Origin of the sequence: Alicyclobacillus acidoterrestris, assembly GCF_022674245.1 — a bacterium.
GTDB classification, from domain to species: domain Bacteria; phylum Bacillota; class Bacilli; order Alicyclobacillales; family Alicyclobacillaceae; genus Alicyclobacillus; species Alicyclobacillus acidoterrestris.
The window spans coordinates 3,208,443-3,232,582 of the sequence record NZ_CP080467.1 but is presented as its reverse complement, the minus strand read 5'-3'; the positions used below and the strand labels follow the sequence as shown (position 1 = coordinate 3,232,582).

Below are 24,140 nucleotides of genomic sequence, written 5' to 3'. Positions count from 1 at the left end.
CTTTCGCGGGGGGCGAAGGAATGCAAAAATCGGTTGCATTGGCGTATGTGCTTTGGTTCTTCCTTGGCTACTTAGGTATCCACAGAATGTATTGCGGACGGGTTGGCAGCGGTGTGGCCATGCTTGCGCTCACGGTTTTTGGAATGTTGACGATGAGCATTGTCGTCGGGCACCTACTGATGATGATTGTCGGCATTTGGTGGTTGATAGACCTCTTCTTGACGGCAGGTATGGCCGGATCCACGTGGCGGCGCTGACGCTGAGGGGTGTCACCCGTCGTGTAATTGGCAGAGGTTGGGGGTCGGTTGATGCGCGCCACATGGGCGCGTATAATTAATGTGATTGTCCTGAGAACGTTGCGACAGAATCGCACAGATGACGTTGATAGTTACTTCGTGTATTTGCGGAAACTGACCGAGGGCCGGCTGTCGTCGCGAATCGCATCACATCGCGACGCCTCAGCACTCGGATGCAAAGGAGCGTTTCAATAAATGAAGGTGAATATTGCCGGGGTAATGCTCGATAACCCGGTCATTTTGGCGCCAATGGCCGGCGTGTGCAATCCGCCGTTTCGGATCTTGGCCAAGGAACTTGGGGCCGGAATGGTCTGCGCGGAAATGGTAAGCGATAAGGCGCTGGTTCACGGCAGTGCGAAAAGCCAGCGGATGTTGACTATTTTGCCGGATGAAAAGCCCGTCTCGTTGCAATTGATGGGCTATGATAAAGAGTCGATGGAAAAGGCAGCCGAAATGGTTGGCGAGACGAACGCCGATTTGATTGATATCAACATGGGCTGCCCGGTCTTGAAAATTTACAAAAATGGTTCTGGTGCGGCATTGGCGAGGAATCCTGACTACGCCGCAGAGATCGTCCGCGCGGTCGCAAGCCACGTGGACAAGCCGGTGACGGTCAAGTTCCGCAAGGGCTGGGATGACGATCACGTCAACGCCGTCGAAGTCGCCCTCGCCGTCCAAGAGGCTGGTGCCCAAGCGGTTGCCGTGCATGGCCGGACGGCAAAACAGATGTATTCGGGACAGGCGGACTGGGACATCATCCGCCGCGTCAAGGAAGCGGTGAAGATCCCGGTTATCGGCAACGGCGACGTCGCGAGTCCGGAAGATGCGAAACGGATGCTCGAAGAGACAGGATGCGACGCGGTGATGGTCGGCCGCGCGGCACTCGGCAACCCATGGATTTTCCGCGAAATCGCCCACTTCTTGGAGACGGGCGAGAAATTGCCGGGGCCGGGCCTTCAAGAGCGTATTGAGGTGACACTGCGCCATATGCATCTGCTCGTGGAGCACAAAGGTGAGGTTATCGGCGTCAGAGAGATGCGCAAACATGCCGCGTGGTATATCAAAGGGCTGCCCGGTTCGGCCGAGATGCGGACGGTTATCAATCAGCAGACGACGATGGAAGGTATGGAGCACGCGTTGCTCACGTACTTGGACGACATGTTGCGCCAACGGAGTGCGTGAGAATTTACACAAAATCACCATGATGGACGGCTTTATGGTAGATTGGTGAGGTAAAGATAAAGGATGTGAACCGTCGCATGGGCCAGCGAAAGCGGCAAAATTGGTTAACGGGATGGCTATTGCCAATCGTAGTTGGTGTGGCTATCGCACTTTGTATTCGCCAATGGGTGGTCAGTGCGGCATATGTCCCTTCTGAATCCATGTACCCTGCCATTCCCAATCCGTGCTATATTCTCGTGAACAAATTGGCGACTGAAATTCACGGTGTACAGCGCGGTGACGTCGTGGTCTTCCACTTTCCTGATGACCCGGCCGAATTGTATGTCAAACGGGTAATTGGGCTTCCAGGAGACACGGTCAAAGTGACCAACAATGCTGTCTACATCAACGGCAAAAAGTTGAACGAACCGATTATTACGCAGCCAAACCTGAGTGGCTTTGGCACGTATCACGTCCCCGCAGGTCATTATTTCATGATGGGTGACAACCGTTCCGTATCCGAGGACAGCAGGTTCTGGACCAATAAATACGTGTCCAGACAGGCGATTGTCGGCGAGGCGGACTTTGTGCTGTTCCCGTTCAGCAAAATGAAATCCATTCCACAGCATTTGTGATGCATGCCGCCGGTGAAGGCGTCAGGTAAGGCATCGGGTTCGTCAAGATAAGGCGGCCGGTTAAGGCATGAAATTATGGCGTCCGGTTAAGGCAGAAAATCTGCCCTAATGCGCCGAATTGCACGCCTTCGGCAGAAATAAGGCCCATTACGGGCCTTATTGTTTTGTACCTCCCCGGATTTTCCTTCTTTGATACCTGTTTGCGTCATCCACAAACCCCACAACCCCCATGCCACAAGCGGATTTTTCACTAAATTCGCGCTTATCTCCTGATTCGATCACGCTAGTGCCTGCCCCAGAATCGCCCAATGATCTTCGGCGGTTTACCGCTTTGGAGGATTAGGTAATCATCTGCGAGGAATCGACTATCTGCTTCCCGCGCTGTCAGCCGATAATACACTTGTCGCCTGTAAAACACGTGGCTCCTGGGTGAGGAGGGATGTCAACGGGCACTGAGTAACAAGAGGCATGGTTTTACAGCGTTACAACAGATGTATCTTTTACGTTGAGGTAGGTGGATATTGACGATGGATCATGCGGTTGAACCCAACGACTTTGCAAGGGTCATGATTGTTCTTGGACTGTGTTCAATATGTATTCTCATGCTCGTATATCTTCCAATCTCGCTCATTCCTGTATGGCAGACGCAATTTCACGTCACCACGAGTGTGGCAGATTGGACCAGCAGCGCATATGGTTTTGCTTATGCAATTGGAAACGTATTTTGGGGGATGCTTTCTGACCGGATTAGAAGAGTAAAGATTCTCTACATCGGGACTGTTCTTGCTTACATTAATGACAGTGCTCGTCGGGTTAAGCCCGTCGCTTCCGTTATTGATTCTATTTAGGGTATTCGAAGGTGTGATTGCGGCCTCTTTTCCTGCTGTCGCCATTGCTTATATTGGTGACGTACTTGCACCGAGATACCGCGCCATTACGACGACGGTCGTCAGTTGCGGTTTTCTTGTAGCCAGCGTACTGGGGCAAGTTTATGGCAGTTTGATGAATAGAAGTTTTGGGTGGCATGCAGCATTTCTGTGGCTCGCGGTCGTTTACGTACTGCTTGCGATTAGCATTCTGCTTCTTCCAAAAGGGACTCGTCCATCCACCCAAATATCATTTGGTGCTGTCTGTCTCCGCACAATTCGGCTCTTCAGAAACATTCGCCTGGTCGTCAGCTGGATTGTAGCCGTACCGATTCTGCTGTGCTTCATCGGGATGTATTCCGGATTAGGTGTTTTGTTGTCAAACGGGTTCGGACGTAGCGCGGGGGAATTGATTGAGGTTCAACTTCTAGGGATTCCGGGAATTGTATTGTCGCTGGTGGCAGGATATGCAATTCGCTATTACGGAGCAAAACGGGTATTGATTTCTGGCGTGTTGATTGGTTGCTTGGGACTGCTCCTGGAAGCTGTCTCACACTCGATTGGCCTTCTCACGATTTCGAGCATCATTGTCGTTTTGGGTCTTTCTTCCGCGGTACCTGGCATTATCATGCTCGTTGGGCACTTTGGGAATGAAGCACGGGGAAGCGCGACAGCGGTTTATGCCTTTTTTGTGTTCGTTGGAGCCAGTTTGGCGCCGCTTTTGGAAACCGCTCTGGTCTCTTCCTATGGGGTTCGCTGCTTCTTTGTTGTGCTTGCCGGCATTTTGTTCTTGACTGCTTTGTTGAGCGGTTTTGGGATTCGCTATTCATCTTCAAAATGATTGAGGTACGTAGGGATGCGTGTACAGAGAGAGGAGAAGAAAAAACATGTCTGGAATGCAAAATGAGCGAGTCACTGAAATTGCACCTGGGGTCTTCGTGTTGAAGGTGGAAATGGCTTACCTTCCAGATCTCATTTACCCTATCCTGCTGTGGGATGAAGGGAAGCGGGAAGCTGTCTTATTGGATACTGGTATGCCAGGCAACGGGCTGGAGATCAGGCGCGCAATTGAAGCAGCCAATGTTCCGCTGGATGATGTGAAGACGGTTCTTCTAACTCACCAAGATATTGATCACATCGGCGGACTCCCAGAGTTTCTTGCCTCTGTGAAACACTCCGTAACGGTGCTCGCGCACGAAGCAGATAAACCCTACATTGAAGGCGAACGACCGCTGATGAAGTTGAACCAGGAGACCATGCAGGGATTGCTGGATTTGATGGTGGAAGAGGAGGCCAAGCGATTTCAGATGTTGTTTGCGGATCCGCCTTTTACGCGCGTCAACAACATTTTATCAGACGGACAAACGTTGGATTTGCTCGGCGGAGTGACGGTCATTCATACGCCAGGGCATACGCCGGGGCACATCAGCCTTTATTTGCACGCGAGTAGAATATTGATTACGGCGGACGCAATGGCAGCAGATAATGGACGCTTAACAGGGCCAAACCCGTATTTGACGCCGGATATGGCAACTGCGATACAATCCCTATCCAAATTCGCCAATCTGGAAATCGACACTGCGGTATGCTACCACGGGGGCATTGTGCGGGAGTCTGTCCATGAACAAATTGCTGCGCTTATTTCGCGGTAAGCTGAGCGGTCAGCGTCAAGTCCATTTGATTCATTTTGGGAAATGCATGGTTATACCCTTTTCGACTACGAGGTCTACACCGATTGATGCGTAGACCTCGTAGTGGTTTCTCCATTGGGCTTCACCTTTCAGTGGATGTCCTTTCCTTTCGTCTCGTACCCGAGGCCGATGACGATGGCAAACCCAATCAAGAGAACGATAAAGAACAGCCCGAAAATCCAACCATAGCCCAGGTGCATTCCGAGTAGCCAGCCGGTGATAAATGGCGCGAGTGCACTGCCGATACGACCGAAGCCAGCAGCCCAGCCCATGCCTGTCGCGCGTGCGGCGGTGGGGAACTGTTCAACTGTGAAAATGTACGTGCCTGCGAAGGCCGCCAACATAAAGTACGAGAGAAACAATCCGCACACGATAAGCATGGCCGTACTATTCGCCATGCCAAATAAGAGCGCTGAAATGGCGGCGAGAATCATCGCCGGTACAAGTGTGCGTTTACGCCCCCATTTTTCCACGAGCCATGCGGCTGTCAGATACCCAGGTACTTGGGCCAAGGTCATAATCAGCGAGTAACCAAGGCTGTGCACGAGTGAATATCCCTTCTCCGACAGCACCGATGGAAGCCACAAAAACATGCCGTAATACGTGTAATTCATGACAAACCAGAGAATCCAGCTAGGGGTATTATACGTTCCACTCGATTTCTACGTGTTTGTCCGCATATACGCGGATATTTTTGATGAGCAACCGGATTGCCTCCCGCTGTTCGTCGGGGGCCATGTCATCCCATAGGTCGTTTATCATTTGCGACGCCTGGCTGAATGGTGTGGTGTCGACTCGGGATGCGCACTGCCGTTGAATATCGCCCATCTGTTCAAAGATGGCCCGGCGTTCATGATCCAGGCGCTCAAGTCGTTCCTTGACGACCGACAGGGGAATTGCTCCGGCCTGGACGGCATCCAGCAAGTTATTCTGTTGGTCTTTTACCTTGTCAAGCGCGGATTCGAGTTCATCCAGGATAGCATCATGGTCAGACGCATTATCCAATGCCATCTCAATAGGTTCGACTTGGATGTCACGTACCTGTCGCACCACAAGCGCTTCGATATCACGAGCGAGGAAACTATGTGTTTTGCATAACGTTGGTGATGCTTTCTTGTTCTTACATTGAACGCGTAGGTAATGTGCAGATTTTCCGTTCGCCAGTTTTTGTTTCGACTTAAAGTAATACACCCAAGCGCCACATTCACCACAGGTCATCATTTTGCTTAATAGGTACGTTCCTCCGTTTCCACGCTGTCTTTGTTCCGTCCGAGCCTTGAGTTCCCTTTGTGCAGCGGCAAACGTTTCTTCGTCGATGATGGCTTCGTGCTGGCCTTCAAAGATGTCTCCGCGCATCACAATCTGGCCGAGATACGTACGCCGCCGTACCATATTCAGGATGTAATAGTGGTCAACGTACTGATTCGGAACGCGTTTTTGCATCCACTCTGCGATGGACTTGCGCGAGTCACCACGGATAAATCTCCGAAACACTTCGCGCACGATTTCCGCTTCGCTCGGAACGATTTCCAGCACGCCTGCATCGTTCATCTTGTAGCCAAAGGGGAATGACGCACTGGGCCAAAGGCCACGCCGCGCACGTTGTCGCAAACCTGATTTTGTACGTTCAATGATGGTGTCGCGCTCCAACTGGCCGAACACCGCGAGAATCCCGAGCATTGCACGACCAAGCGGTGTGGACGTGTCGAATGGCTCCGTTGCGCTCTTGAAAGCGACCCCGTGCTTGTCGAATACGTCTTCGAGCAGGTACAATACGTCCTTTTGTTTGCGTCCTAAGCGATCTAGCTTGTAGACGATCACGGTGTCCACTTGCCCACGGCCGATATATCGCAATAGTCGCTGGAGCGCGGGGCGGTTCATGTTCGTTCCAGAGTACCCGTCGTCTGTGAAATGTTCAAAGTCGGTCCATCCTTGAGACTTACAATAGGCTTCGAGCCGTTCCTTTTGTGCATCGAGTGAGAAGCCGCTCTGGGCTTGTTCGTCTGTCGAAACGCGTTCGTATAAGGCAATCATCGCCTACCCTCACTCCCATTTCTGACAAACGGTGCTACCGCTGTAAACCGGTTGAGGTTGGACATGTCACAGATCACCACGCCGATGTTGTTGTGTCATAGGGATTGTATGTTCCATTTGAGCATGACATCCGGGGAAAAGCGGATTGGCAAGTGGTCAAGCCAATGGTGCATAGGGCTTATCGAGGGGGAGTGGCTGTGAGCGAACATCGAGTGCCGGCGCTCAGCGAGTTTCCAAAACCCATTCGAGATCAGGTGTATGCCTTGCTAAGACGCGCGATGGTCCGGAAGCAAGAACGGCTGGCCCAACAGCTGCGCAATGAATTGCATAACTCGTAAGTCCTATTGAGGGTTGCCTGTTCCATCCCATCACACCAGTGAATATCGTGAATTTTTCGATCCCGTTTGCACAGCCTATACATCGTATGAAGTCATCTTTAGAGGGTGATGGCGATGTCTCTTGCTGTGTTTGCTATGGTTGCGTGGTTGGTGATGATTGGATTTGTCCTTGTCCCCAAATGGTTAACCCTCACAGAGATGTGTTTTTTATATTTCATCATTGGCGTCCTGTCGGTTACCGTATACACCGTCCTGGACGTGAATTTGCAGTGGGTTCCAGTTGCACACGATGTGGAAAAGTCACTGGCTTTAGATGTTTGCAGATTTATTATCATACCGTTTCTGCTCATCATGGCTGCCGGGTTCCTCAACTCGCCTTTACGCGCGCGCTGGAGATGGATACTTGGGGCGGCCATGATGGTGCCACTGATGGCGGACGATTGGCTCATCCGAGCGTTTGGTCTCATCACCTTCACCAGTCGCTGGAACATTGTTTATTCCATCCTCATGTATTTCGCGTTTATTGCCGTTTTGGCTTTGATTACTCGCTGGTTTATTTGCTTGGAGAGAGGAGCACCTAAGCGACCTTGAAAGTGACACACTATGATTATCAGTTCAATGCCAACGAGTAGTCTATCATCATTTCTCTCGTCGTTGGGGCATTGGTCGTCTGGTTGCTGCCCAAGCAATTCACGAAGAAAACAGCCGGGGTGTATCTACTTTGTGGCGTATTTTTTGGCTTCTTTTTTGACCACACTTTAAGCGTTCTCCCGGTTAGTTTTTACGATTTAAATGACACTTCGCAATTTCAAGTGATGGATTTCTTATCCCATTGGATGTACGCAGCATACAGTTATGCGTTTTTTTATCTGAGCGTTTTGCAGAATTCGATTTTTCACCGTTTCTCGCACATATATAGTGTACGAACTATCAATGGAACACTATATATAGTGTCAAATGCGTTGTGAACGTTAATTCTGCAAAACGCTCATCTTTATGACCTTTTCAGGATCACGCCACGGTTTTCGTTGGCTTATATTTTGGCGTGGGCACTGTTAAGCGTCGGGGCGGAGAAATTAACTTCGAGTATCGGGATCTTTCACTATCGACATGGGTACCATATCTTCTATTCATTTGCCGTGTATTTGTTGGTCCTCAGTGTATGGGTCATCTTTTACTACCTCATTCAAGCGCACGGTGAGACGAAGTATTAGATGTACTCTGTTACTGACATAGCATAACGTCCGAAAACTGACGGTGTAAGTTGACCGAGAACTGACGGATTCGCTGTCCAAGAACGCTTGCAAAAATGGGAAGGAAGTTTCCTCCCCTCCCGACAGTGTTTCTAAAGGTCGACGCTAACCAAATATCGCCGATTTTCTAAGAGTCCAAACGCGACGTCGCCGCTGATGATGTACCAAGATGTTCGTCCAAGCTCTAGCCGTCCACTAAGCGTTGTGCGTTCAATGTGAAATTGCACAATCTCCCCGCAGTGCAAACTGTACCACTCATTTTTGCCCTCAACCACCCAACGCGACAACTCTGGATCGTAGAACATCTGTAATCTCCGTGCCATCATGAGCATTCACCTTGAATGACGCGCTCGACCATGTGGTCGTCGATGATCCGTTGCCGATTTTGAGCCCCATACATGAGACAGTGCGTACAGAGTTTGTTGACCAGTCGTGGAGCTCCACCCGAGAAACGATAGATTTCATCGACAGCCTTATCCGAGAAAATAGATTGCTGTCCAGCTACCGCGTAGGCTAGATGACGTTCAATGTATGCCCCGATTTCAGCGCGGTCGTAGTGATGCAACTTACACTGTAGATCAATGCGTTGCCGAATGGCGGCGTAAGCCTGTAAGTTGAGCCGTTCCCAGAGCTCACTCTGTCCGACGAGAATTAGCGCCATAGGACTTTGCGCATCCATTTTAAAATTCAAAAGAAATCTTACTTCCTCGAGCATCTCCCGATCTAGCAAATGTGCTTCGTCTACGACCACAACTGGACTGAGGCTATGTATCCCACGCATCAGCTCAATCTCACGATGCAATTGACGTTTCGCGTCGCCGCGATAAAACTTAGCCTCGCAACCGAGTTGCTCGAGCATCCCCTTGTAAAAATGTCGTGGGGTCAGCTTAGAATCCGACAGGTACAGAATTTTGAACTTCGACTGTTCCAGCGCCTCCGAGAAACGACGGATGGTTGTGGTTTTTCCGGTTCCACAATCTCCAGTCACCACTGCGAACCACTGACGCTCCGCAGCATACTTCAGCCGACCGAGAATGTCCTCCAGTGTAGATGACATGTAGAGTTCATCTGTTGGAATATCTCGTGAGAAGGGCGTGTGAGTAAAGCCGTAGAACGATTCAAACACGACCATTCTCCTCCTTCCAGACCGCGTCATAGCGGACTGCAGGCGTGATACGCTCAATCCGATCCTGATGCTTCTTCTCGGCTGCATCCAACAGACGAGATGTGTCAACGTTTTGGTTCTCGAACCGCTCTGGCAGTTTAGGTCTTTGCCCAGCCCGTTCACCAATCACCAGTTCTCCCACAGTCCAAGGCTGGTGACCCGCGTATTCGATGGTGAGTTCCGTGATATCTGCAGGGTCGTATATGACATTCACCTTACAACCGATGAATGACAGACCCACTTCATACTTCTTACCCATGAAGTTGATACAACCGGACTTGTCCACTTTTCGAGTTTCGGCATGCAAAAAGGCATCCGCGATGCTCTCTGGTGAGATGAAACGAATGGCTTTATGGTCGCTACGATAGGCAGTCTCGGGGCTCATCTGATTCTGAAGTGCGGAGTGAGGTTGGTTCTGATAACATTCACTTAACCAGACCTCAAATTGTTGATTCAATTGTTCCAATGTCTTAGGTTTCGCCGCAGCGATTTCGTCCAGAAACGAGTCGACGATACGATTAAACCGCTCTATTTTTCCCTTCGACTCCGGCGCATAGGGTTTCGCGTAAAGCAGCCGTGTCCCGAGCTTTGAACAGGTTCGAGTCATCCATTTGGTTCTGAATTGTTTGCCGTTGTCAAAGTAGATAGCCTCTGGTATACCGTGCTTTTGTACAGCTTGGCGAAAGCAGTCTTCCACAATGGTTTGGTCCAGCGTGGGGTAAAACCTCCCGTGGAGAACAAAACGAGTTGCGTCATCCAACATAACCACGAGATAGACCTGTTGCTTTGAACCATTCGTTCCAATGGGGAGATAAGGGCCAAACTTGATGTCCGATTGCCACAACTGATTGCGGTGACGGCGCTGAAACCTACGCGCTGCCACACCGGTTTCAGCATACATTCGCATGTGTCCGGCACTATATCCTCGACGAGCAAGTTTCTCTTGAAGAGTTGTTCTCCGAATTTCCCCAGGTGCCACTTTTCCTTCCCATTCGAGAATACGAATGATCTGCGAGACGCTTCGAGAAGGAACCTCTCTGCGCAACAAAATGGCCTCTTCCAGAATCTCATCCGGGATCACCTGAGCTCGACGGCTAGATTTTGACCTCGGTTTGAGTCCCTCAAAACCTTGTTCACGAAATGTAGCTAAATAGCGGCGCAATGTTCGTTCCGATAACCCGGTCTGTGCACAGATCTCTGCCTTGCGTCTGCGAAGTTGCGCTGAATCCAGTCCATCTTCCAAAAGTGGAGACAGCAACTGAACACGATACACGGCCACATCCTCCGCTTTTTTCCAATCTTTCATGGCTAACCTCTCCTTCAAGTGGGGTTAGCCTGAATAGTAGACAGAGAAGAAGCGGACACAAAGGCAGAACGGGTATGTGTCCACAAATGTAGATTTGCAATAGGGCGGACAGCACGGGCCATCCACCCGACGGCGTCGCCGACCAAATGTCCAATTCGATGGAGTGAGGATTGTGTTGGATAGGACGGTTCCAACACACGGCCGTGACGGTTTGCAATAGCAACCAGACAACCGGTAGCATACGAAGACCATGTCTCGAACCATTGACGGACACGGCGGATGGTGGATTCGTCCGCCCCCACTGAAGGGGATGATTCGGTAATGATCTGCTCTATACTTTCTCGGTCATAGCGCTTGTAGGGCACAAGAATATCTGGGAGTTCGTGGTGGATACGATGACACTCCGTGCAACGAAGGCGCCGAATGATAAGGGTGAGTTGGTCACCGTTACTCTGCGTATAACGTCTACGTCGGCTTCCGCATACAACAAGTTGGCCCTGACAGCAAGGACACGGGATGCATTCCTCACTCCGAACAAAAAACTCGGGTGGACTGCTCAACGAGCTGATAATCTGATAGAATTACCATACGAGTTGGGGACGTTTCCTGTTGCACTGTTCGGGCGGTGCAACGCAAAAGGAGACGTCCTTTTCCATTCCTAGGATAAGGACATGATATACGTCAACTCCTGGACAGGCAATTCAGTCAACTTTCGGCCATTATGGATTGGCCAAAACAGTACTCGGTTGTAACGAACTGAATCATGTTCATCACAAACTGGATAATGAATCATCAAATGGGGACGTTAATGTTGGGGAGTATATATGCCAGTGAGCGTGGTATCGGGAGGGATCGTAACGTTAACGAAATTTTTTTCGATTATCGATACGACGATGGCGCTTTCAACATTTTATGTAACAGCTGTTGCCGTATGGATTATTTCGTTGCTCTTCCCTGAGTTTATTACAGGAGGATTGAATTCTTACGCCGAGTACATATACACGTTATCTTTCCTTGTCGGGTCGATCATTTCGTATTCCTTTGTTTCTATCAGGAAAATATTAAAAGAAAAGACAAGCACAAAGTTCACGATATTCATCGTGGTTTTGCAATTTTTTAACGCTGTTTTGATGTTCGCCAGTGTTTATCGAGGTTTGACGTTTGACTCGATTAAATACCACTTAGCACAACCGTTTAGCCAATCAGTGCTCAGCATTGAAGACGCGATTTATTTCAGTGTTACCACGTTCACTTCCACAGGATTTGGGGATATTGCCCCTGTATCCGTAGGGGCGAAAATGTTCACATCTTTACAAATGACAATTGGGTGGATTTACAGTACCGTGATCATGGCCATTTTTATTTGAGCGTTTTGCAGAATTACATTTCTCTTTGAAACGAAAAGAGAAACAATACCAGTTCGAGAGTTATCATTTACATTTTTCGCTTGTGTCGTCTAGGTTTTCGCATGCCCTTGCCAATAACAGAGTGCCAAGAATCGTATCAGATTAAGCCGTCTTCAGTGAGCTTGCTGTCGTGTTCATCGCCAGTGCAGAAGCAAGTAGAACAATCGCATTGAGGTAAACGTATGTGGTGACCTTCTCAATGCCACGGACGTGCGTGTCGTTGGCTGTAAGATTTTCTTTCAGCCGGGAATTACATCTCTCCACCGACGTTCGCTCCTTGTAGAGAGCTATCCAACCCCGCGTGTTTCGGTGCGGATTGGCGTAACGCCTGACATCGTCGGTGATGCTCTTCTTGACTACCATTCCGTAGTTGGAGTCAGAGCAAGCAGCAGTCCCAAGCGGGCAGCCAACCTTACCTACTGCATGTGGACAACGGAACTTTAATCGGTCACCGTCGGCTCCCCAATAGACCATGTCGTAACCCATGGAGCAACGAGGTGTACCATCGGATGCCATGCCTGCAGGCGGTTCCTTTTCTCCCCGCTTATTGAGTGCAATGATTGCTTGCGCACCATAGCCACGGGCAGCCTCGTAGTTTTTCACCTGGTCATACCCGGCATCCATCATGACGTATTTGACCTTCCAACCGTAGTTTTCGACGACATCTTTCATGAGTGGAATCGCCATCTCACCGTCATAAACATGAGCGGGTGTGACCTCCAAGGCTACAGGTAACTCGCTGGAAGTATCCACTGCGAGATGAATTTTGTAGCCGAACCACGTGAGCTTGTTGCCAAATGTGTCATACTTGGCACCCCAGTTGGCGTTACCCGTTTCTTGACTACGTGATTTCGGTTGCTTCTTCTCATAGGCACCAACCGCTGTACTGTCAATGGTGAGATGACTTCCATCGATGATTCCAGCCTCTTTGCACTGACTGACCAGGTCAATGAAGAGTGCCTTCGCAAGATCTTTATCCACTACGGCCTTGAAGACTCGACTGAATGTGGCAATTGACGGTGCGGGTTCATCTAACCGAAACCCGCATTGGTACCGGAACCGCAGATCGCTAACCAAACGCTTGTGTAACTTGGTAAAGGTTGAAATCCCCTCAAGCGGAGCAGCGAGCAACGCTCGTAAAACCGCTTCACGATTGATAGGCTTTGCTCCCTGGGGTGATGAATTCCTTAACTTTGCGGCATACGACTGAAGCTCCAGAGCAGAAAAGAACAGTTCAAGTCGCTCACTGGGTTCGATTTCTAGCCATTCTTCAAAGGAAAACAGGGACTTTTGGAGAAGATACAAGTGGACTTCCCTCCTCGGAGAATTTTGGGTTTGGTCACTTGAAATCTTCTCGAAGTTGGGGTGAAGTCCTTTTTCATGTCCTGAAATCCTTTGCCCCGCAAGGACTTATGAATCTGCAAAACGCTCATTTACAAGATCACAAGGCGCTCATAGCCGAGGGGACATAATTGAATGACACTTGTAGATACCGCGGTAAAAGATATTCCAGCCTTATCATTATTTGAATCCATTTTTTCTGCAACAATGGATGCAATCGGTGTGTTCGCAGTAGATGGAACAGTCGTTCAATTCAATAAATCATTCGAAATGATGTTCGGATACGCTTCATCAGAGTTGGTTGGAAAAGTCCTTCCGGTTACACGATAAGGACGCTGTATTAGCAGCACATCGTGAAGTGATTACGAAAGGCATCTCCGTTGTTTACGAAAGTACGAAACGGCGAAAAGATGGCACGCTTGTTGAAGTCAGTGTTAGTTTGACGCCCATTAAAAACGCATCCGGACAAATCGTTGCGTTATTTGGCATCGCGCGAGATATTACAGTTCAGAAAAAGATGCAATCTGAGTTGGATCGAACCAAAAAGTTGTTTGAAATCATCTCCGAAAACTCTCAAGACATCATTTCTTATAGTTACCCCGACGGTACCTTTGGCTATGTATCTCCGTCGGTCAAACAACTTCTCGGGTATACGCCAGAAGAGTTGGTGGGGCAACCAAACAAGATGATTTTTCATGACGATGATATTCCATATTTACTCGACGTGACGCAGCGTATTTTTGCTGGCGAAAACGTGCCTCGATTTACAGCTCGCGTTCGGTGTAAAAATGGGGATTTCCGCTGGTACGAAACGACGCTCAACATTGTTCGAGATGATCACGGCAAGGTGTTGCAATAGGTTGGCGTGGGTCGTGATATATCGGACTTGATGAATTTACAGGAATCGCTTGAGCGGGCAACTCGTATTGCCAATCTAGGGCATTGGGACTGGGATATCAGAAAAGACAATCACACCTATTCACGTGTTATGTTTCAAATCATGGGAATGGAGCGAGAACCAAAATCCTTTTCCTACCAAGATTTTCTAAGCCGGATTCATGCGGATGATGTGGAATCGCTAGATCGGTGTGTGAAACAATCATTAGCGACTGGAAGTCCCTTCGACACGATCTATCGGCTTCAGCGAGAAGATGAAATTCGGTACATTCATACTCAAGACCAGCTATCTAATGTCAAGCACTCAATTGAGTTCTAAGAACAATGAAGGGAAGTGATTTTTGGACGCATCTATATAAGCCTGTCAGAAGCAGACTTGATGTGAATATTCAGACGGGACGTTCGGTTTACGCGATTGGCTCGTATGGCTTTTTATCCCGTAAGACGGCATGAATGATGTATGTCAATTTACGCGCCACGGCGCCGGTTGCAGCTAAATGGTGTTTCCCTTGAGCCCGCTTCTGTTCGTAAAAATCTCTGAGAATTGGACTGTGTACCTTCGCGACACTTGCGGCAAGCCAGATGGCTCGGCGCAAATAAGGTGAGCCACGTTTGGACATTCGGTTGCGCGTTCCGGTGAATTCTCCTGAATGACGCACTGTAGGGTCAATTCCGGCGAATGCAACGAGCTTTACGCCAGTTGGAAATCGGGCTATATCGCCAATTTCACCGAGAATGGCAGCAGCCAAGACGGGACCTATACCTGGAATTGTGACAAGGTTGGTATCCACGGCTTCGAGACGCTTTTTGATCTCACTGTTCAGTGAATCCAATTGCTCCTCTGTGAAGCGAATCTGCTGGAGAAGCAGGCGCAATTGCAGTCGATACGCGTCCAGTGCTGTGTCGATGCCGAACGACGCAGCAGCGGCAGATTTGAGTTCTTCCGCTTTGTCCAGTCCGAGACGGTTCCGACTATGTTTGGCAATGAAGGCCGCCAGTTCTTCTGTATCTACGGCAAGGATCTCTTCCGGTGTTGTGTATTCCATCAATAATTCGGAGGACGTCTTACCAAATAGGTCTGAGAAGAGTCGCTCGTATTCGGGAAACAGCATATCTAGCACGCTGATGACCTGTCGCTTTAGGTCTGAAATTGAGTCTACCAGACTGAATCGGAATCGGCTCAATTGACGCAAGGCAACAATTTCATCACTGCCGAGTTCTGTCGTACTGTATCGTCCAAAGCGCAACACTTCAGCAATGATGAATGCATCCTTCGTGTCATTCTTGGTTTGTCGAATGTACATGTTTCGAAAGGCATCCGACTGAATGGGGTTGATGACACGCACCCGTATGCCATGTTTACGGAGAAACGAGTGTAGAGCCAACCAGTAGTGACCAGTGGCCTCCATTGCGACTTCTGTGGATGACAAATCGTGATCGACATTCTGCATCCACTGAATGAGCTTCTGGCCTCCAGCCTGAGTATTTGGGAAGCGCAAAGTCTTGCCTTGGCTCTGCCCAGTTGAATCGATCATGCAGGCTTCATGATTACGCTTAGCAATATCAATACCAACAAAATACATTGCACGTACCTCCAAATGGGTCGGATCCGCACAACCTTGCGATCTACAACCTAGTTTGAGATTCGGAGATAGGGTATAAACCCTTCAACATCCAGCTCATTCGTAACGCTCGCAAGGCGGGGACTACACTCTTTAAGTCGAGAACCAATGGTCCCAAGGAGAGGTTCGTAGTACCCCGACCACTACGAGAATTTTATCTCAAAACTCTTTGGAGTACGTGACATCAATATACTAGGAGAAGTATTGTTTGATCAAACGGGAAGTCCAGTTCGCATGATTGGTACCGCGCAGGACATTACGGAGAGAAAACTACTTGAAATGGAGATACAGATGAGGGAGGAACGTTATCGACGATTGGTGGAGAATTCTCTAGAGGCGATAGCTATCATTCAAGACAGAAAATTTATCTTCATCAATGGTGTTGGATTAGAAATGTTTGGTGTAAGTGATATGGACGAGATAATCGGACAGGATTACTTAGATTTCCTAGCTCCGAGCCATCATGAGGAAAGCAAAATACGTCTTGCTGCGATTCTGTCCGAACAGCCAATAGATCCTGTTGAGTTTCAATGGCGTAAGAAAAATGGTGAAGTGTTCCATGCGGAATTGCTTGGGACATACATAGGTGACAATGCGATTAAAATTTCCCTTCGAGATATTACGGAGAGAAAGAAAACCGATGAACTGTTGTTGAGGTCGGAGAAACTGAATGCAGTCGGTCAACTCGCTGCGGGCGTCGCACATGAAATCAGAAACCCGCTCACTTCCCTAAAAGGTTTTACGCAGATGTTGCATGCCATGTCCAAAGGAAAAGAAAAGCGGTATTTCGAAATCATGAATGCTGAACTCGACCGGATCAAAATGATTCTGAGTGAAATGTTAGTGTTGGCTAAACCCCAGTCCACTCACTTCCGAAAGAGCCACATTAAATTAATTTTGCATGAAGTGATCACGCTCTTGTCAGCACTGGCTAACATGAGAAGCGTTGACATTCAAACAGCGTTCGATGATAACGAAGTCGCTATGGTATTGTGCGACGAAAATCAGTTGAAACAAGTGTTTATCAATATCATTAAAAATGCGATTGAGGCGATGCATTCGGGTGGGATACTGCGTGTTCACGTGAAAACACAAGGCAATCAGCTGTGCATTGAGTTTATTGATCAGGGGGAAGGCATTCCCGAAGACCGCATTCCAAAGGTCGGAGAACCTTTTTACACAACGAAGGAAAAGGGAACAGGGCTTGGATTAATGGTCAGTCGCAAAATCATTACTGCCCATCACGGTGACATGGAGATATCCAGTAAAAAGGGACATGGAACAACCGTCCGGGTTATTTTACCTGTGGAATCGTGATGTCATTTTATTGTGGCTACTCGACGCATGAAGAACATGGCCCAATGATATGATGGAACAGGATGAATGGATGGTTTATAGTGAATGGGCTGTTGGCTTATTTAAATCATTTATACAATAGGAGTCCGAGATGAAATCAAACAAACATAACCTTAGATTTGCGTTTATGTTGGCCACGTTTTCTGGTTTAGGGCCGTTTACCTTTGACATGTATCTTCCGTCCTTTCCACAAATGGTGAAGTTTTTCGGGACCACAGCGTCGACGATTCAGATCAGTTTGACAGCTTGTCTATTAGGATTAGCACTCGGACAAATAACGATGGGTGCGTTAAGCGATGTCCATGGCAGACGAAAACCACTGATTATTGCTATGATTATTTACTGTTTATCTTCGCTCGGTTGTGCGATTGCACCAAACATTGGGATTTTTATCGCCTTGCGTTTTATACAAGGCTTCGCGGTGTCGGCGGGAACCATTTCCAGTGCGATTGCTCGTGACACGCACAGTGGTACGGAACTCACGAAGTTTTTTTCGCTCATCAGTGTGATGAGCAGCGTCGCGCCCTTGCTTGCTCCGCTTGCAGGAAGTGCGGTCATCTCGTTTACCAAATGGCAAGGCGTGTTCTACTTGTTGGGTATGCTCGGCTTCATCCTTTCCATCACGACCATCTGGAGACTGAAGGAGAGCTTGCCCGTCGAGAAGCGCATTCGCAGCAATGTTGGCGACATGTTTGGAAACTTTAAGACGCTCTTAGGAAATCGGGTGTATATGGGGTACGTGTTAGCACAGGGGTTTATGCTTGGCGGTGTATTTGCTTATGTCGCCGGCACCCCGTTTGTCTACCAAAAAATTTACGGCGTTTCTCCGCAAGTGTTTGCTATGCTCTTCGCATTGAATGGAATTGTGTTAATCACAGCTTCGCAAATCGTCCGTAAATTAGCGGGACGAATCCCTGAGCACCGAATTCTTCACTTTGGGCTCGGACTGTCGTTTGTCGCAACCATCACTGTGCTCGTTGTCGTTTTGACACATGGACCACTTTTTGCACTCGTCATTCCACTCGTTTGCTACGTCGCGGCAATGGGAACCATCGGTCCCGTTTCGTTCACATTGGCGATGGAATCCCAAGGCCATATTGCGGGAAGTGCTTCTGCGTTGCTCGGCGTGATCCCGTTTTTATTAGGTTGTGTCAGCTCTCCGTTAGTGGGGATTGCAGGCGAGTACTCGGCAGTGCCATTAAGTCTCATCCTTTTGTCGGCGAGCTTACTTTCTATCGCTAGCTATACATTTTTAACATTCATGAGAAGAGTGAAAGTGCAATCGACGGAAATGGTTTAAGCACGGCGGTACGACTATAGAAACAACATGAGCGAACTGGATGCCTGACTCAGAGTTTACTGAGGTCTGGATGGATTGCATCATCATCCGCGTCGGTTGAGAGGGACAGCGCTTCCCACTTATTCAGTTCGGCGAGTTTCCATTCATCTGCCTGTCTGATCATCGTTACGGCATCGCTTCCTAACGGGAGCCACATTGGTGGTTCTTCCATGTCGGCAACTTGAAGGATGATGTTTGCCGCCTTTTTCGGGTCACCAATTGGGTGCCTACCGGCTTTTGCGGCATCGTTAAAAATTGACAATAATATTCCAACCGTCTCTCGATATGGCTCCCCCGGCTCGATGATTTTCATGGACGATCCCGCCCAGTCCGTACGAAACCCACCTGGTTCAATTAAAGTCACTTTCACGCCGAAGGGCTTCATTTCGGCGGCAAGTACACCAGAAAAACCTTCGACGCCGTGTTTAGCGGCGGTATAAGCAGCGAGCCCTGGTCCCGCGGGTCGGCGCCCACCGATTGTGGAGAACTGGATAAACCGCCCGTACTGTTGCTTTCGAAAGACGGGTATTGCTGCGCGACTTACATGGATGACGCCAAATAGATTCGTCTCAATTTGAGCGCGAAACTGGTCTGACGGGGTTTCCTCAATGGAGCCAAGGTCGGCGTATCCGGCATTGTTGACGACAACGTCAATTCGCCAAAATTCCTCCACGCCACGAGCGATGGCCTGTTGTGCTGCCGCTTTGTCGGTGACGTCCAATGGAACGGCACACGCCCGGCCCTCGCTTGTCGATACGAGCTTATCGAGCGCCCGTGGATTTCGCGCCGTGGCAACCACAAAATCGCCGCGATGGAGTGCCGCTTCCGCAATGGCAAGTCCAAATCCGCGTGAAGCTCCCGTAATGAACCATACTTTCTTCGACATTGGTCTACCCCTCCAAGTTATTGAATAAACGTTCATTCAATAACCTTACAGGCGGACCATTCACTTGTCAATTGAACGTTCATTCAAATATAATGGGCGCATGGTAAAGAGAGATCCAGAATCAAAGAAACGACAATTATTAGAGGCAGCCCTGAAGGAATTTTCTGCATATGGGCTAGCCGGAAGCCGGATTGACCGGATAGCCGAGCGCGCCGGATGCAGTGCAGGGTTAGTTTATACCTATTTTGGCAGCAAGGACGGGCTGTTTGACGCTGTGCTGAATGATATCGTCGATCAAACTGTGACCAACATTCCCATTACGCCGGAGGACTTGCCAGAGTACGCAGGGAGACTTTTCGACGCAGCCGAGCAACATCCCGATGTCGCTCGCGTGGTGATGTGGCATCGACTTGAGCGGGGAGGGGCTGGTCAGCAGATACCTGGGGGCAGCGACGCAGCAAGGCATAAAATTGATGCAATTCGATCCGCCCAGGAAGCAGGCAAGCTACCTTCTCACTTCGACGCTGAACAGTTGATGCTACTCGTCCAAAGCATCGCTTCTTTGTGGACATCGCAACCTCCCGAAATCGCGGAACTGGTGGCTGCAAAATCTGACCGGGATCGTCGTCGCGCAACTGTGGTCGAGGCCGTCAGGAGATTGCTGGCGAATTCCGATGACTGAAGAACATAGCACATTCACCATGTGTATAAGAGAGCAGGGGCGTGGGTCACACGGGGATGGGGGATTGACTATTCCGTGATGAGTGCGCTGAGGGCTATGTACGTGATGAAAAGTCGAGCACTTGCAGTGAAATTGATTTTCCACTGACTTTGCGCGAGACCCAAAACGAATAACGCAGTGGATTCCAAGACCAAAAAGAGGAAGGAGGTGTACTGATACTGTCTCGGTAGAAAAGCTTCAAGTAGTAGGAAGGTAATCAGTGCAACAATGACGCTTTTGATGAATAAATCGTTCATCCTTTTGCCCCCAAATGAAACGCTGCACTCGTACGAGAGCTTCACGCCTATGCGACGCATTCGTGTACGTACACGATATTCAAACTGGTGTCGGAGGACACGGTAAAAGCCCCTGATCATGATTGACGACGAGTTCTGTAACGTATTGACGCGGATTGAAAAATGAGGTAAGATTTGATTTATACCGAATACGTGATTTTGATACATGAGCCGTTTCTTTTGGCCCTTGGTCAGAGGAAACGGCTTTTTTGGTAAATCAGGTAGCATGATGGAGGGATTGTTTTGAAGCAAGGAACAGTGAAGTGGTTTAACGGTGAAAAAGGGTTCGGTTTTATCGAAGTTGCGGGTGGAGACGATGTATTCGTTCACTTCAGCGCCATTCAAAGCAATGGTTTTCGTACGTTAGACGAAGGACAACGCGTTGAATTCGACGTTACTGACGGTCCAAAAGGCTTGCAAGCCGCCAATGTGGTTGTTATCGGTTAATCAAATATAGTTAAGCCCATGTAGATGATTCTACATGGGCTTTTCGATTCTGGAAGAGGGTTGTTGATGAATTTCAACAATAGGAGAAAGCCAGCTTCTGAATACGTTTATGACGACATTGTTATATGGCAGTGCTCAGATTGTGACTGTTGGTCGAGGAATGAATTTGTTCACGGTGATGAACCGCTTTGCCCCATGTGTAAGGGCAAGATGAGTCAACAGGTAAAAAATATTCGGGTCGAATAATCGTGTTCCAAACGAATGATGTTACCTCATATGTTCCACTGATTACGTCCTTTATCAGCGAGTATATCCCCCCATACGTCTATTCCGTATTTTACTTTCAGTATAACGATTATTTCCCTTTGTTCGAATTTAGAGAGGAAGATGACTATAGATATTCAAGAAGAACATGGAAATTGGAAGAAAAATGTTGTCCTTTTTCAGAAGTCGGACACTAGGAAAAGTGTTTGGCAACTGATAAACACGATTGTGCCCTTTCTCGGACTATGGTGGGCAGCTTATCTATGTTTGTCTGTTTCGATTTGGATTACCTTGCCCCTCGCAATGTTGGCATCGGGATTTTTCGTTCGGATTTTCATTATATTTCATGATTGTTGTCACCATTCGTTCTTCAAAAGCCGAAGAGCCAATGAGATAGTCGGGATTATAACAGGGATTCTGACTTGCTTCCCATATCATCAGTGGAAGTATGAACACGCCGTTCACCATGCCACCAGCGGTAACTTGGGACGACGCGGGACCGGGGATATGTGGACGTTGACGGTCAATGAGTATAAACAATTATCCTTCGTAAAGAGAACGGTTTATCGGGTGTATCGAAATCCTGTCATGATGTTTGGTGTTGGGCCAGTCCATCTATTTCTCAATCAATATCGATTTAACCGAAAAGGAGCCGGAAAAAAGGAACGTGTAAACACACACGTGACGAACTTCACACTGATCGCCATTCTAACGGGCCTCAGTTTTATCCTCGGATGGAAATCTGTACTTCTTGTAGAGGGACCGATTCTTTACTTGGCAGGTATAGTCGGAATCTGGTTGTTTTACGTGCAGCACCAGTTTGAACACTCATACTTTGAAAAGTCGGATAAATGGGATTATGTTCGTGCTGCACTGCAGGGTAGCTCATTTTATCAATTGCCGAAGATATTACAGTGGTTAACTGGAAACATCGGGTATCACCACGTTCATCATTTGGGCCCTAAAGTTCCAAATTACTATCTTCAGCAGATGCATGAAAGTACGGAGTTGTTCTGTAATGTTCCAGCTGTTACCTTGGCCTCCAGTCTCCACGCGCTTCGCTACCGACTGTGGGATGAAGAAAGCCATCGATTTGTCGCGTTCAACGAAGTCGCGATGGAGCCCCTAGGGCGGCGTGTCATCATCAGTCAACTATACAACGTGACTCGTTTGATTGGGATGCTGTTTAAAAGGTTAAAATCTCAGTCGTGAGGCTTCATTTAACGAGGATGTAAATAGGGCTGTATGACGGGGCGGCACATGGTTCATCATACTATCGACGAAAGGAGAGAGTATGATTGAAAAGAATTCAAGTGATCCTTTGTGCCCTCCTCATCTCTTTGAGTGTAGCCCCGGTTTGGCATGTGCCGCAAGCGTACGCGCAAACACAAACAGTAAGTGCAACGGTTACGTTTCGCGTCGTATCTGCTGTAGATTATCGAGGGCTAAATGGCGCACGGGTTATCGTGGTGGACAGCGGAGGGAGAGTCATTCAATCCGGGCTGACGGACGCCAACGGCGTTTGGTCTGTTCCTCTAACCGTAAAGGCAGATCCGCGTTTCGAGGATTTAGGAGTGGTCACTGCCATTTGTGTGGCCAACGGACACAACGAAAACGTGGCGTTTGAGGTTCCGGTACGACAAGGGACCGTGCAACCCATTACGTTGTATCCGGTAAAGCCGAAGCTTCGCAATGAAGCATCTGCATCGTTAGGGCAACTTCATCACTTAGATGTCATTGCAATCGTCAATAAGTATGCAGCGCAGGTTGGCTTGACGAGACAGCCAGGTCTTACGGGAGAATCTGGTTACGCACCGTGGAGTCCTAATCTGAAATGATCGATGAATCATACGACATTTGAAATCCGCGATGGACGGCTTTGTGGCCGTCCTTCTTTGCGTCAGCTTGAGCTAAATAGGACTCTGATTGCCTGCTGGTTTGCGGAGAACTTATACGGACAAGCGACTGTTTTCGGTGAATTTAGCCATATGCCCCGATTTTGGAATGATATTGCGAAATATCATAGGTCGAAAAGGGGGATACATTGTGCAGTTACGTGAGATAAAGAGGCCATATGAATTGATCGTTAGTCTTGGTAGCGCTTGTGCACCGGCAACACATTTAAGGAGGCATAATTTGAGGAAATTCTCCATGCCGTTTGATTGGGTTGTATCGCAGTCTCTCTCTGACATCAATCGGATATTAAGGGGTAAATTCGAGGGTTATATGGAATTGAGCAACATGGAACGGATCGACGGAGTCGCCCATTTGGTTGAAAATGGAGTAATAAAACCTGTTAAAACCTATTTTATAAAGGACAACCGATATAACATAATTTCAGTTCATGATTTCCCAGTGACCAAACACTGGGTTGAGCACTACCCGCAGTATAAGGAAAAACTGAATTATCGAGTGAACCGATTTCTCGAACAATTGGCCGCTTCCAAATCTGTATTATTTGTCCGATGGTCCGCAGATCGGGACGAGGTAATGGAACTGAAAAGTGTCCTGAGTGAGTTTGTGCAAGGGGATATCAATATATTGATTATAAACCCGAGGGTCGAACTGGAGGCTCCGATAGAAGGGGAGTGGGGGATACCTGGTGTCTGTTTGGTTTATACGGGTGTCAACTCTGAAGACGTCACGACTTGGGATATTGTTCTGAATGGAATTACGCTTCGGAACACGGATAACGAACGTGTTTAATAGGTCGCTTTGGACATAAATCCACCTCTCGCGTTTAGCATGTATGCCCATACGCCACTTCCTTTCTTTGAATATATTTAAATATTCAATATTTTATAGAAGGTAGTGTGGTAA

Annotated in this window: 30 protein-coding genes; 20 read left to right on the top strand and 10 right to left on the bottom strand. The window is 48.5% G+C overall.

Annotated features, from left to right (window positions below; genetic code table 11):
• Positions 1-20: 20 nt before the first annotated feature.
• From K1I37_RS15930 to K1I37_RS15910, 6 genes are all read left to right on the top strand, one after another.
• Complete coding sequence (locus K1I37_RS15930) at positions 21-257, top strand: TM2 domain-containing protein (RefSeq protein ID WP_021295074.1); 237 nt, start codon at positions 21-23, stop codon at positions 255-257.
• A 234-nt stretch (positions 258-491) separates the two neighbouring features.
• Positions 492-1,478 carry a tRNA dihydrouridine synthase DusB gene (gene dusB / locus K1I37_RS15925; protein ID WP_021295076.1) on the top strand — a complete coding sequence of 329 codons (987 nt, stop codon included), beginning with the start codon at positions 492-494 and terminating at the stop codon, positions 1,476-1,478.
• 77 nt (positions 1,479-1,555) lie between these two features.
• Positions 1,556-2,092, top strand: coding sequence for a signal peptidase I (gene lepB, locus K1I37_RS15920; RefSeq protein WP_021295077.1), 537 nt, complete (start codon positions 1,556-1,558; stop codon positions 2,090-2,092).
• A gap of 527 nt (positions 2,093-2,619) precedes the next feature.
• The gene (locus K1I37_RS21990; protein ID WP_021295078.1) at positions 2,620-2,940 is read left to right on the top strand and encodes an MFS transporter; all 321 of its coding nucleotides are present in this window, start codon (positions 2,620-2,622) and stop codon (positions 2,938-2,940) included.
• Complete coding sequence (locus tag K1I37_RS15915) at positions 2,876-3,799, top strand: MFS transporter (RefSeq protein WP_152498710.1); 924 nt, start codon at positions 2,876-2,878, stop codon at positions 3,797-3,799. The genes K1I37_RS21990 and K1I37_RS15915 overlap by 65 nt, the downstream gene beginning before the upstream one ends.
• 46 nt (positions 3,800-3,845) lie before the next feature.
• Positions 3,846-4,610: an MBL fold metallo-hydrolase gene (locus tag K1I37_RS15910; RefSeq protein ID WP_021295080.1), complete on the top strand. Its 765-nt coding sequence runs from the start codon at positions 3,846-3,848 to the stop codon at positions 4,608-4,610.
• Between the two features lie 128 nt (positions 4,611-4,738).
• Here the strand turns inward: K1I37_RS15910 and K1I37_RS15905 are convergent, their stop codons facing one another.
• Positions 4,739-5,278, bottom strand: a complete 540-nt coding sequence (locus K1I37_RS15905) for an MFS transporter (protein WP_330217016.1) — start codon at positions 5,276-5,278, stop codon at positions 4,739-4,741.
• Between the two features lie 13 nt (positions 5,279-5,291).
• Positions 5,292-6,683, bottom strand: coding sequence for a recombinase family protein (locus K1I37_RS15900; RefSeq protein ID WP_021295082.1), 1,392 nt, complete (start codon positions 6,681-6,683; stop codon positions 5,292-5,294).
• A 197-nt stretch (positions 6,684-6,880) separates the two neighbouring features.
• Here K1I37_RS15900 and K1I37_RS15895 point away from each other — a divergent pair, with 197 nt between their 5' ends.
• Positions 6,881-7,021, top strand: coding sequence for a hypothetical protein (locus tag K1I37_RS15895; protein WP_021295083.1), 141 nt, complete (start codon positions 6,881-6,883; stop codon positions 7,019-7,021).
• Positions 7,022-7,135: 114 nt separating this feature from the next.
• Positions 7,136-7,612: a hypothetical protein gene (locus K1I37_RS15890; protein ID WP_021295084.1), complete on the top strand. Its 477-nt coding sequence runs from the start codon at positions 7,136-7,138 to the stop codon at positions 7,610-7,612.
• A 754-nt stretch (positions 7,613-8,366) separates the two neighbouring features.
• Here the strand turns inward: K1I37_RS15890 and K1I37_RS15885 are convergent.
• Genes K1I37_RS15885 through K1I37_RS21985 form a run of 4 tightly spaced genes read right to left on the bottom strand, consistent with a single transcriptional unit; the run spans position 8,367 to position 11,305 of the window.
• A complete protein-coding gene (locus tag K1I37_RS15885; protein ID WP_031217800.1) occupies positions 8,367-8,597 on the bottom strand; it encodes a DUF5348 domain-containing protein in 231 nt (76 codons plus the stop codon).
• On the bottom strand, positions 8,597-9,400 hold the full coding sequence (locus K1I37_RS15880; protein WP_021295037.1) for an ExeA family protein: 804 nt from the start codon (positions 9,398-9,400) through the stop codon (positions 8,597-8,599). The genes K1I37_RS15885 and K1I37_RS15880 overlap by 1 nt, the downstream gene beginning before the upstream one ends.
• Positions 9,393-10,745, bottom strand: coding sequence for a DDE-type integrase/transposase/recombinase (locus tag K1I37_RS15875; protein WP_242215919.1), 1,353 nt, complete (start codon positions 10,743-10,745; stop codon positions 9,393-9,395). The genes K1I37_RS15880 and K1I37_RS15875 overlap by 8 nt, the downstream gene beginning before the upstream one ends.
• A 14-nt stretch (positions 10,746-10,759) precedes the next feature.
• Positions 10,760-11,305, bottom strand: coding sequence for a DUF6431 domain-containing protein (locus K1I37_RS21985; RefSeq protein WP_081653889.1), 546 nt, complete (start codon positions 11,303-11,305; stop codon positions 10,760-10,762).
• Between the two features lie 270 nt (positions 11,306-11,575).
• Here K1I37_RS21985 and K1I37_RS15870 point away from each other — a divergent pair, with 270 nt between their 5' ends.
• The gene (locus tag K1I37_RS15870; RefSeq protein ID WP_161624340.1) at positions 11,576-12,112 is read left to right on the top strand and encodes an ion channel; all 537 of its coding nucleotides are present in this window, start codon (positions 11,576-11,578) and stop codon (positions 12,110-12,112) included.
• A 141-nt stretch (positions 12,113-12,253) separates the two neighbouring features.
• Here the strand turns inward: K1I37_RS15870 and K1I37_RS15865 are convergent, their stop codons facing one another.
• Positions 12,254-13,456, bottom strand: a complete 1,203-nt coding sequence (locus K1I37_RS15865; protein ID WP_242215925.1) for a transposase — start codon at positions 13,454-13,456, stop codon at positions 12,254-12,256.
• Between the two features lie 171 nt (positions 13,457-13,627).
• Between K1I37_RS15865 and K1I37_RS21585 the strand changes: the two genes are divergently transcribed.
• From K1I37_RS21585 to K1I37_RS21980, 3 genes are read left to right on the top strand one after another with little or no spacing between them, the layout of a single operon-like run.
• The gene (locus K1I37_RS21585; RefSeq protein ID WP_021295815.1) at positions 13,628-13,822 is read left to right on the top strand and encodes a PAS domain S-box protein; all 195 of its coding nucleotides are present in this window, start codon (positions 13,628-13,630) and stop codon (positions 13,820-13,822) included.
• 28 nt (positions 13,823-13,850) lie between these two features.
• Positions 13,851-14,351 (top strand): PAS domain-containing protein, encoded by a 501-nt coding sequence (locus K1I37_RS15855; RefSeq protein WP_021295816.1) that lies wholly within the window; start codon positions 13,851-13,853, stop codon positions 14,349-14,351.
• Between the two features lie 30 nt (positions 14,352-14,381).
• Positions 14,382-14,708, top strand: coding sequence for a PAS domain-containing protein (locus K1I37_RS21980; RefSeq protein ID WP_407653230.1), 327 nt, complete (start codon positions 14,382-14,384; stop codon positions 14,706-14,708).
• Between the two features lie 88 nt (positions 14,709-14,796).
• On the opposite strand, the gene K1I37_RS15850 is transcribed toward K1I37_RS21980, so the two are convergent.
• The gene (locus tag K1I37_RS15850) at positions 14,797-15,972 is read right to left on the bottom strand and encodes an IS110 family RNA-guided transposase (protein ID WP_021294825.1); all 1,176 of its coding nucleotides are present in this window, start codon (positions 15,970-15,972) and stop codon (positions 14,797-14,799) included.
• Between the two features lie 243 nt (positions 15,973-16,215).
• On the opposite strand from K1I37_RS15850, the gene K1I37_RS15845 reads away from it, so the two are divergent.
• On the top strand, positions 16,216-17,328 hold the full coding sequence (locus tag K1I37_RS15845) for an ATP-binding protein (RefSeq protein ID WP_152498869.1): 1,113 nt from the start codon (positions 16,216-16,218) through the stop codon (positions 17,326-17,328).
• 130 nt (positions 17,329-17,458) lie between these two features.
• Complete coding sequence (locus K1I37_RS15840; protein WP_021298273.1) at positions 17,459-18,667, top strand: multidrug effflux MFS transporter; 1,209 nt, start codon at positions 17,459-17,461, stop codon at positions 18,665-18,667.
• A 49-nt stretch (positions 18,668-18,716) separates the two neighbouring features.
• Here K1I37_RS15840 and K1I37_RS15835 read toward each other — a convergent pair whose 3' ends face one another.
• Positions 18,717-19,592 (bottom strand): SDR family NAD(P)-dependent oxidoreductase, encoded by an 876-nt coding sequence (locus K1I37_RS15835; protein ID WP_021298272.1) that lies wholly within the window; start codon positions 19,590-19,592, stop codon positions 18,717-18,719.
• Between the two features lie 64 nt (positions 19,593-19,656).
• On the opposite strand from K1I37_RS15835, the gene K1I37_RS15830 reads away from it, so the two are divergent.
• Positions 19,657-20,274 carry a TetR/AcrR family transcriptional regulator gene (locus tag K1I37_RS15830; protein ID WP_021298271.1) on the top strand — a complete coding sequence of 206 codons (618 nt, stop codon included), beginning with the start codon at positions 19,657-19,659 and terminating at the stop codon, positions 20,272-20,274.
• Positions 20,275-20,342: 68 nt separating this feature from the next.
• Here K1I37_RS15830 and K1I37_RS15825 read toward each other — a convergent pair whose 3' ends face one another.
• Positions 20,343-20,570, bottom strand: a complete 228-nt coding sequence (locus K1I37_RS15825) for a hypothetical protein (RefSeq protein WP_021298270.1) — start codon at positions 20,568-20,570, stop codon at positions 20,343-20,345.
• 282 nt (positions 20,571-20,852) lie between these two features.
• Between K1I37_RS15825 and K1I37_RS15820 the strand changes: the two genes are divergently transcribed.
• From K1I37_RS15820 to K1I37_RS15805, 5 genes are all read left to right on the top strand, one after another.
• On the top strand, positions 20,853-21,056 hold the full coding sequence (locus tag K1I37_RS15820; protein WP_021298269.1) for a cold-shock protein: 204 nt from the start codon (positions 20,853-20,855) through the stop codon (positions 21,054-21,056).
• 24 nt (positions 21,057-21,080) lie between these two features.
• A complete protein-coding gene (locus tag K1I37_RS21975) occupies positions 21,081-21,302 on the top strand; it encodes a cold-inducible protein YdjO-related protein (RefSeq protein ID WP_081654260.1) in 222 nt (73 codons plus the stop codon).
• 141 nt (positions 21,303-21,443) lie between these two features.
• Positions 21,444-22,532 carry a Delta(5) desaturase DesA gene (locus K1I37_RS15815; protein WP_021298268.1) on the top strand — a complete coding sequence of 363 codons (1,089 nt, stop codon included), beginning with the start codon at positions 21,444-21,446 and terminating at the stop codon, positions 22,530-22,532.
• Between the two features lie 86 nt (positions 22,533-22,618).
• A complete protein-coding gene (locus K1I37_RS15810; RefSeq protein WP_021298267.1) occupies positions 22,619-23,158 on the top strand; it encodes a hypothetical protein in 540 nt (179 codons plus the stop codon).
• 208 nt (positions 23,159-23,366) lie between these two features.
• Complete coding sequence (locus K1I37_RS15805) at positions 23,367-24,026, top strand: DUF1796 family putative cysteine peptidase (protein WP_031219221.1); 660 nt, start codon at positions 23,367-23,369, stop codon at positions 24,024-24,026.
• Positions 24,027-24,140 lie beyond the last annotated feature (114 nt).

Coding starts and splice junctions, on each gene's coding strand:
- K1I37_RS15850 (WP_021294825.1), bottom strand. CDS start 15,972: ATGTATTTTGTTGGTATTGATATTGCTAAGCGTAATCATGAAGCCTGC.
- lepB (WP_021295077.1), top strand. CDS start 1,556: ATGGGCCAGCGAAAGCGGCAAAATTGGTTAACGGGATGGCTATTGCCA.
- K1I37_RS21980 (WP_407653230.1), top strand. CDS start 14,382: ATGAATTTACAGGAATCGCTTGAGCGGGCAACTCGTATTGCCAATCTA.
- K1I37_RS21990 (WP_021295078.1), top strand. CDS start 2,620: ATGGATCATGCGGTTGAACCCAACGACTTTGCAAGGGTCATGATTGTT.
- K1I37_RS15910 (WP_021295080.1), top strand. CDS start 3,846: ATGTCTGGAATGCAAAATGAGCGAGTCACTGAAATTGCACCTGGGGTC.
- K1I37_RS21585 (WP_021295815.1), top strand. CDS start 13,628: ATGACACTTGTAGATACCGCGGTAAAAGATATTCCAGCCTTATCATTA.
- K1I37_RS15815 (WP_021298268.1), top strand. CDS start 21,444: ATGACTATAGATATTCAAGAAGAACATGGAAATTGGAAGAAAAATGTT.
- K1I37_RS15930 (WP_021295074.1), top strand. CDS start 21: ATGCAAAAATCGGTTGCATTGGCGTATGTGCTTTGGTTCTTCCTTGGC.
- K1I37_RS15840 (WP_021298273.1), top strand. CDS start 17,459: ATGAAATCAAACAAACATAACCTTAGATTTGCGTTTATGTTGGCCACG.
- K1I37_RS15825 (WP_021298270.1), bottom strand. CDS start 20,570: ATGAACGATTTATTCATCAAAAGCGTCATTGTTGCACTGATTACCTTC.
- K1I37_RS15875 (WP_242215919.1), bottom strand. CDS start 10,745: ATGAAAGATTGGAAAAAAGCGGAGGATGTGGCCGTGTATCGTGTTCAG.
- K1I37_RS15835 (WP_021298272.1), bottom strand. CDS start 19,592: ATGTCGAAGAAAGTATGGTTCATTACGGGAGCTTCACGCGGATTTGGA.
- dusB (WP_021295076.1), top strand. CDS start 492: ATGAAGGTGAATATTGCCGGGGTAATGCTCGATAACCCGGTCATTTTG.
- K1I37_RS15900 (WP_021295082.1), bottom strand. CDS start 6,683: ATGATTGCCTTATACGAACGCGTTTCGACAGACGAACAAGCCCAGAGC.
- K1I37_RS21975 (WP_081654260.1), top strand. CDS start 21,081: ATGATTCTACATGGGCTTTTCGATTCTGGAAGAGGGTTGTTGATGAAT.
- K1I37_RS15890 (WP_021295084.1), top strand. CDS start 7,136: ATGTCTCTTGCTGTGTTTGCTATGGTTGCGTGGTTGGTGATGATTGGA.
- K1I37_RS15885 (WP_031217800.1), bottom strand. CDS start 8,597: ATGGCACGGAGATTACAGATGTTCTACGATCCAGAGTTGTCGCGTTGG.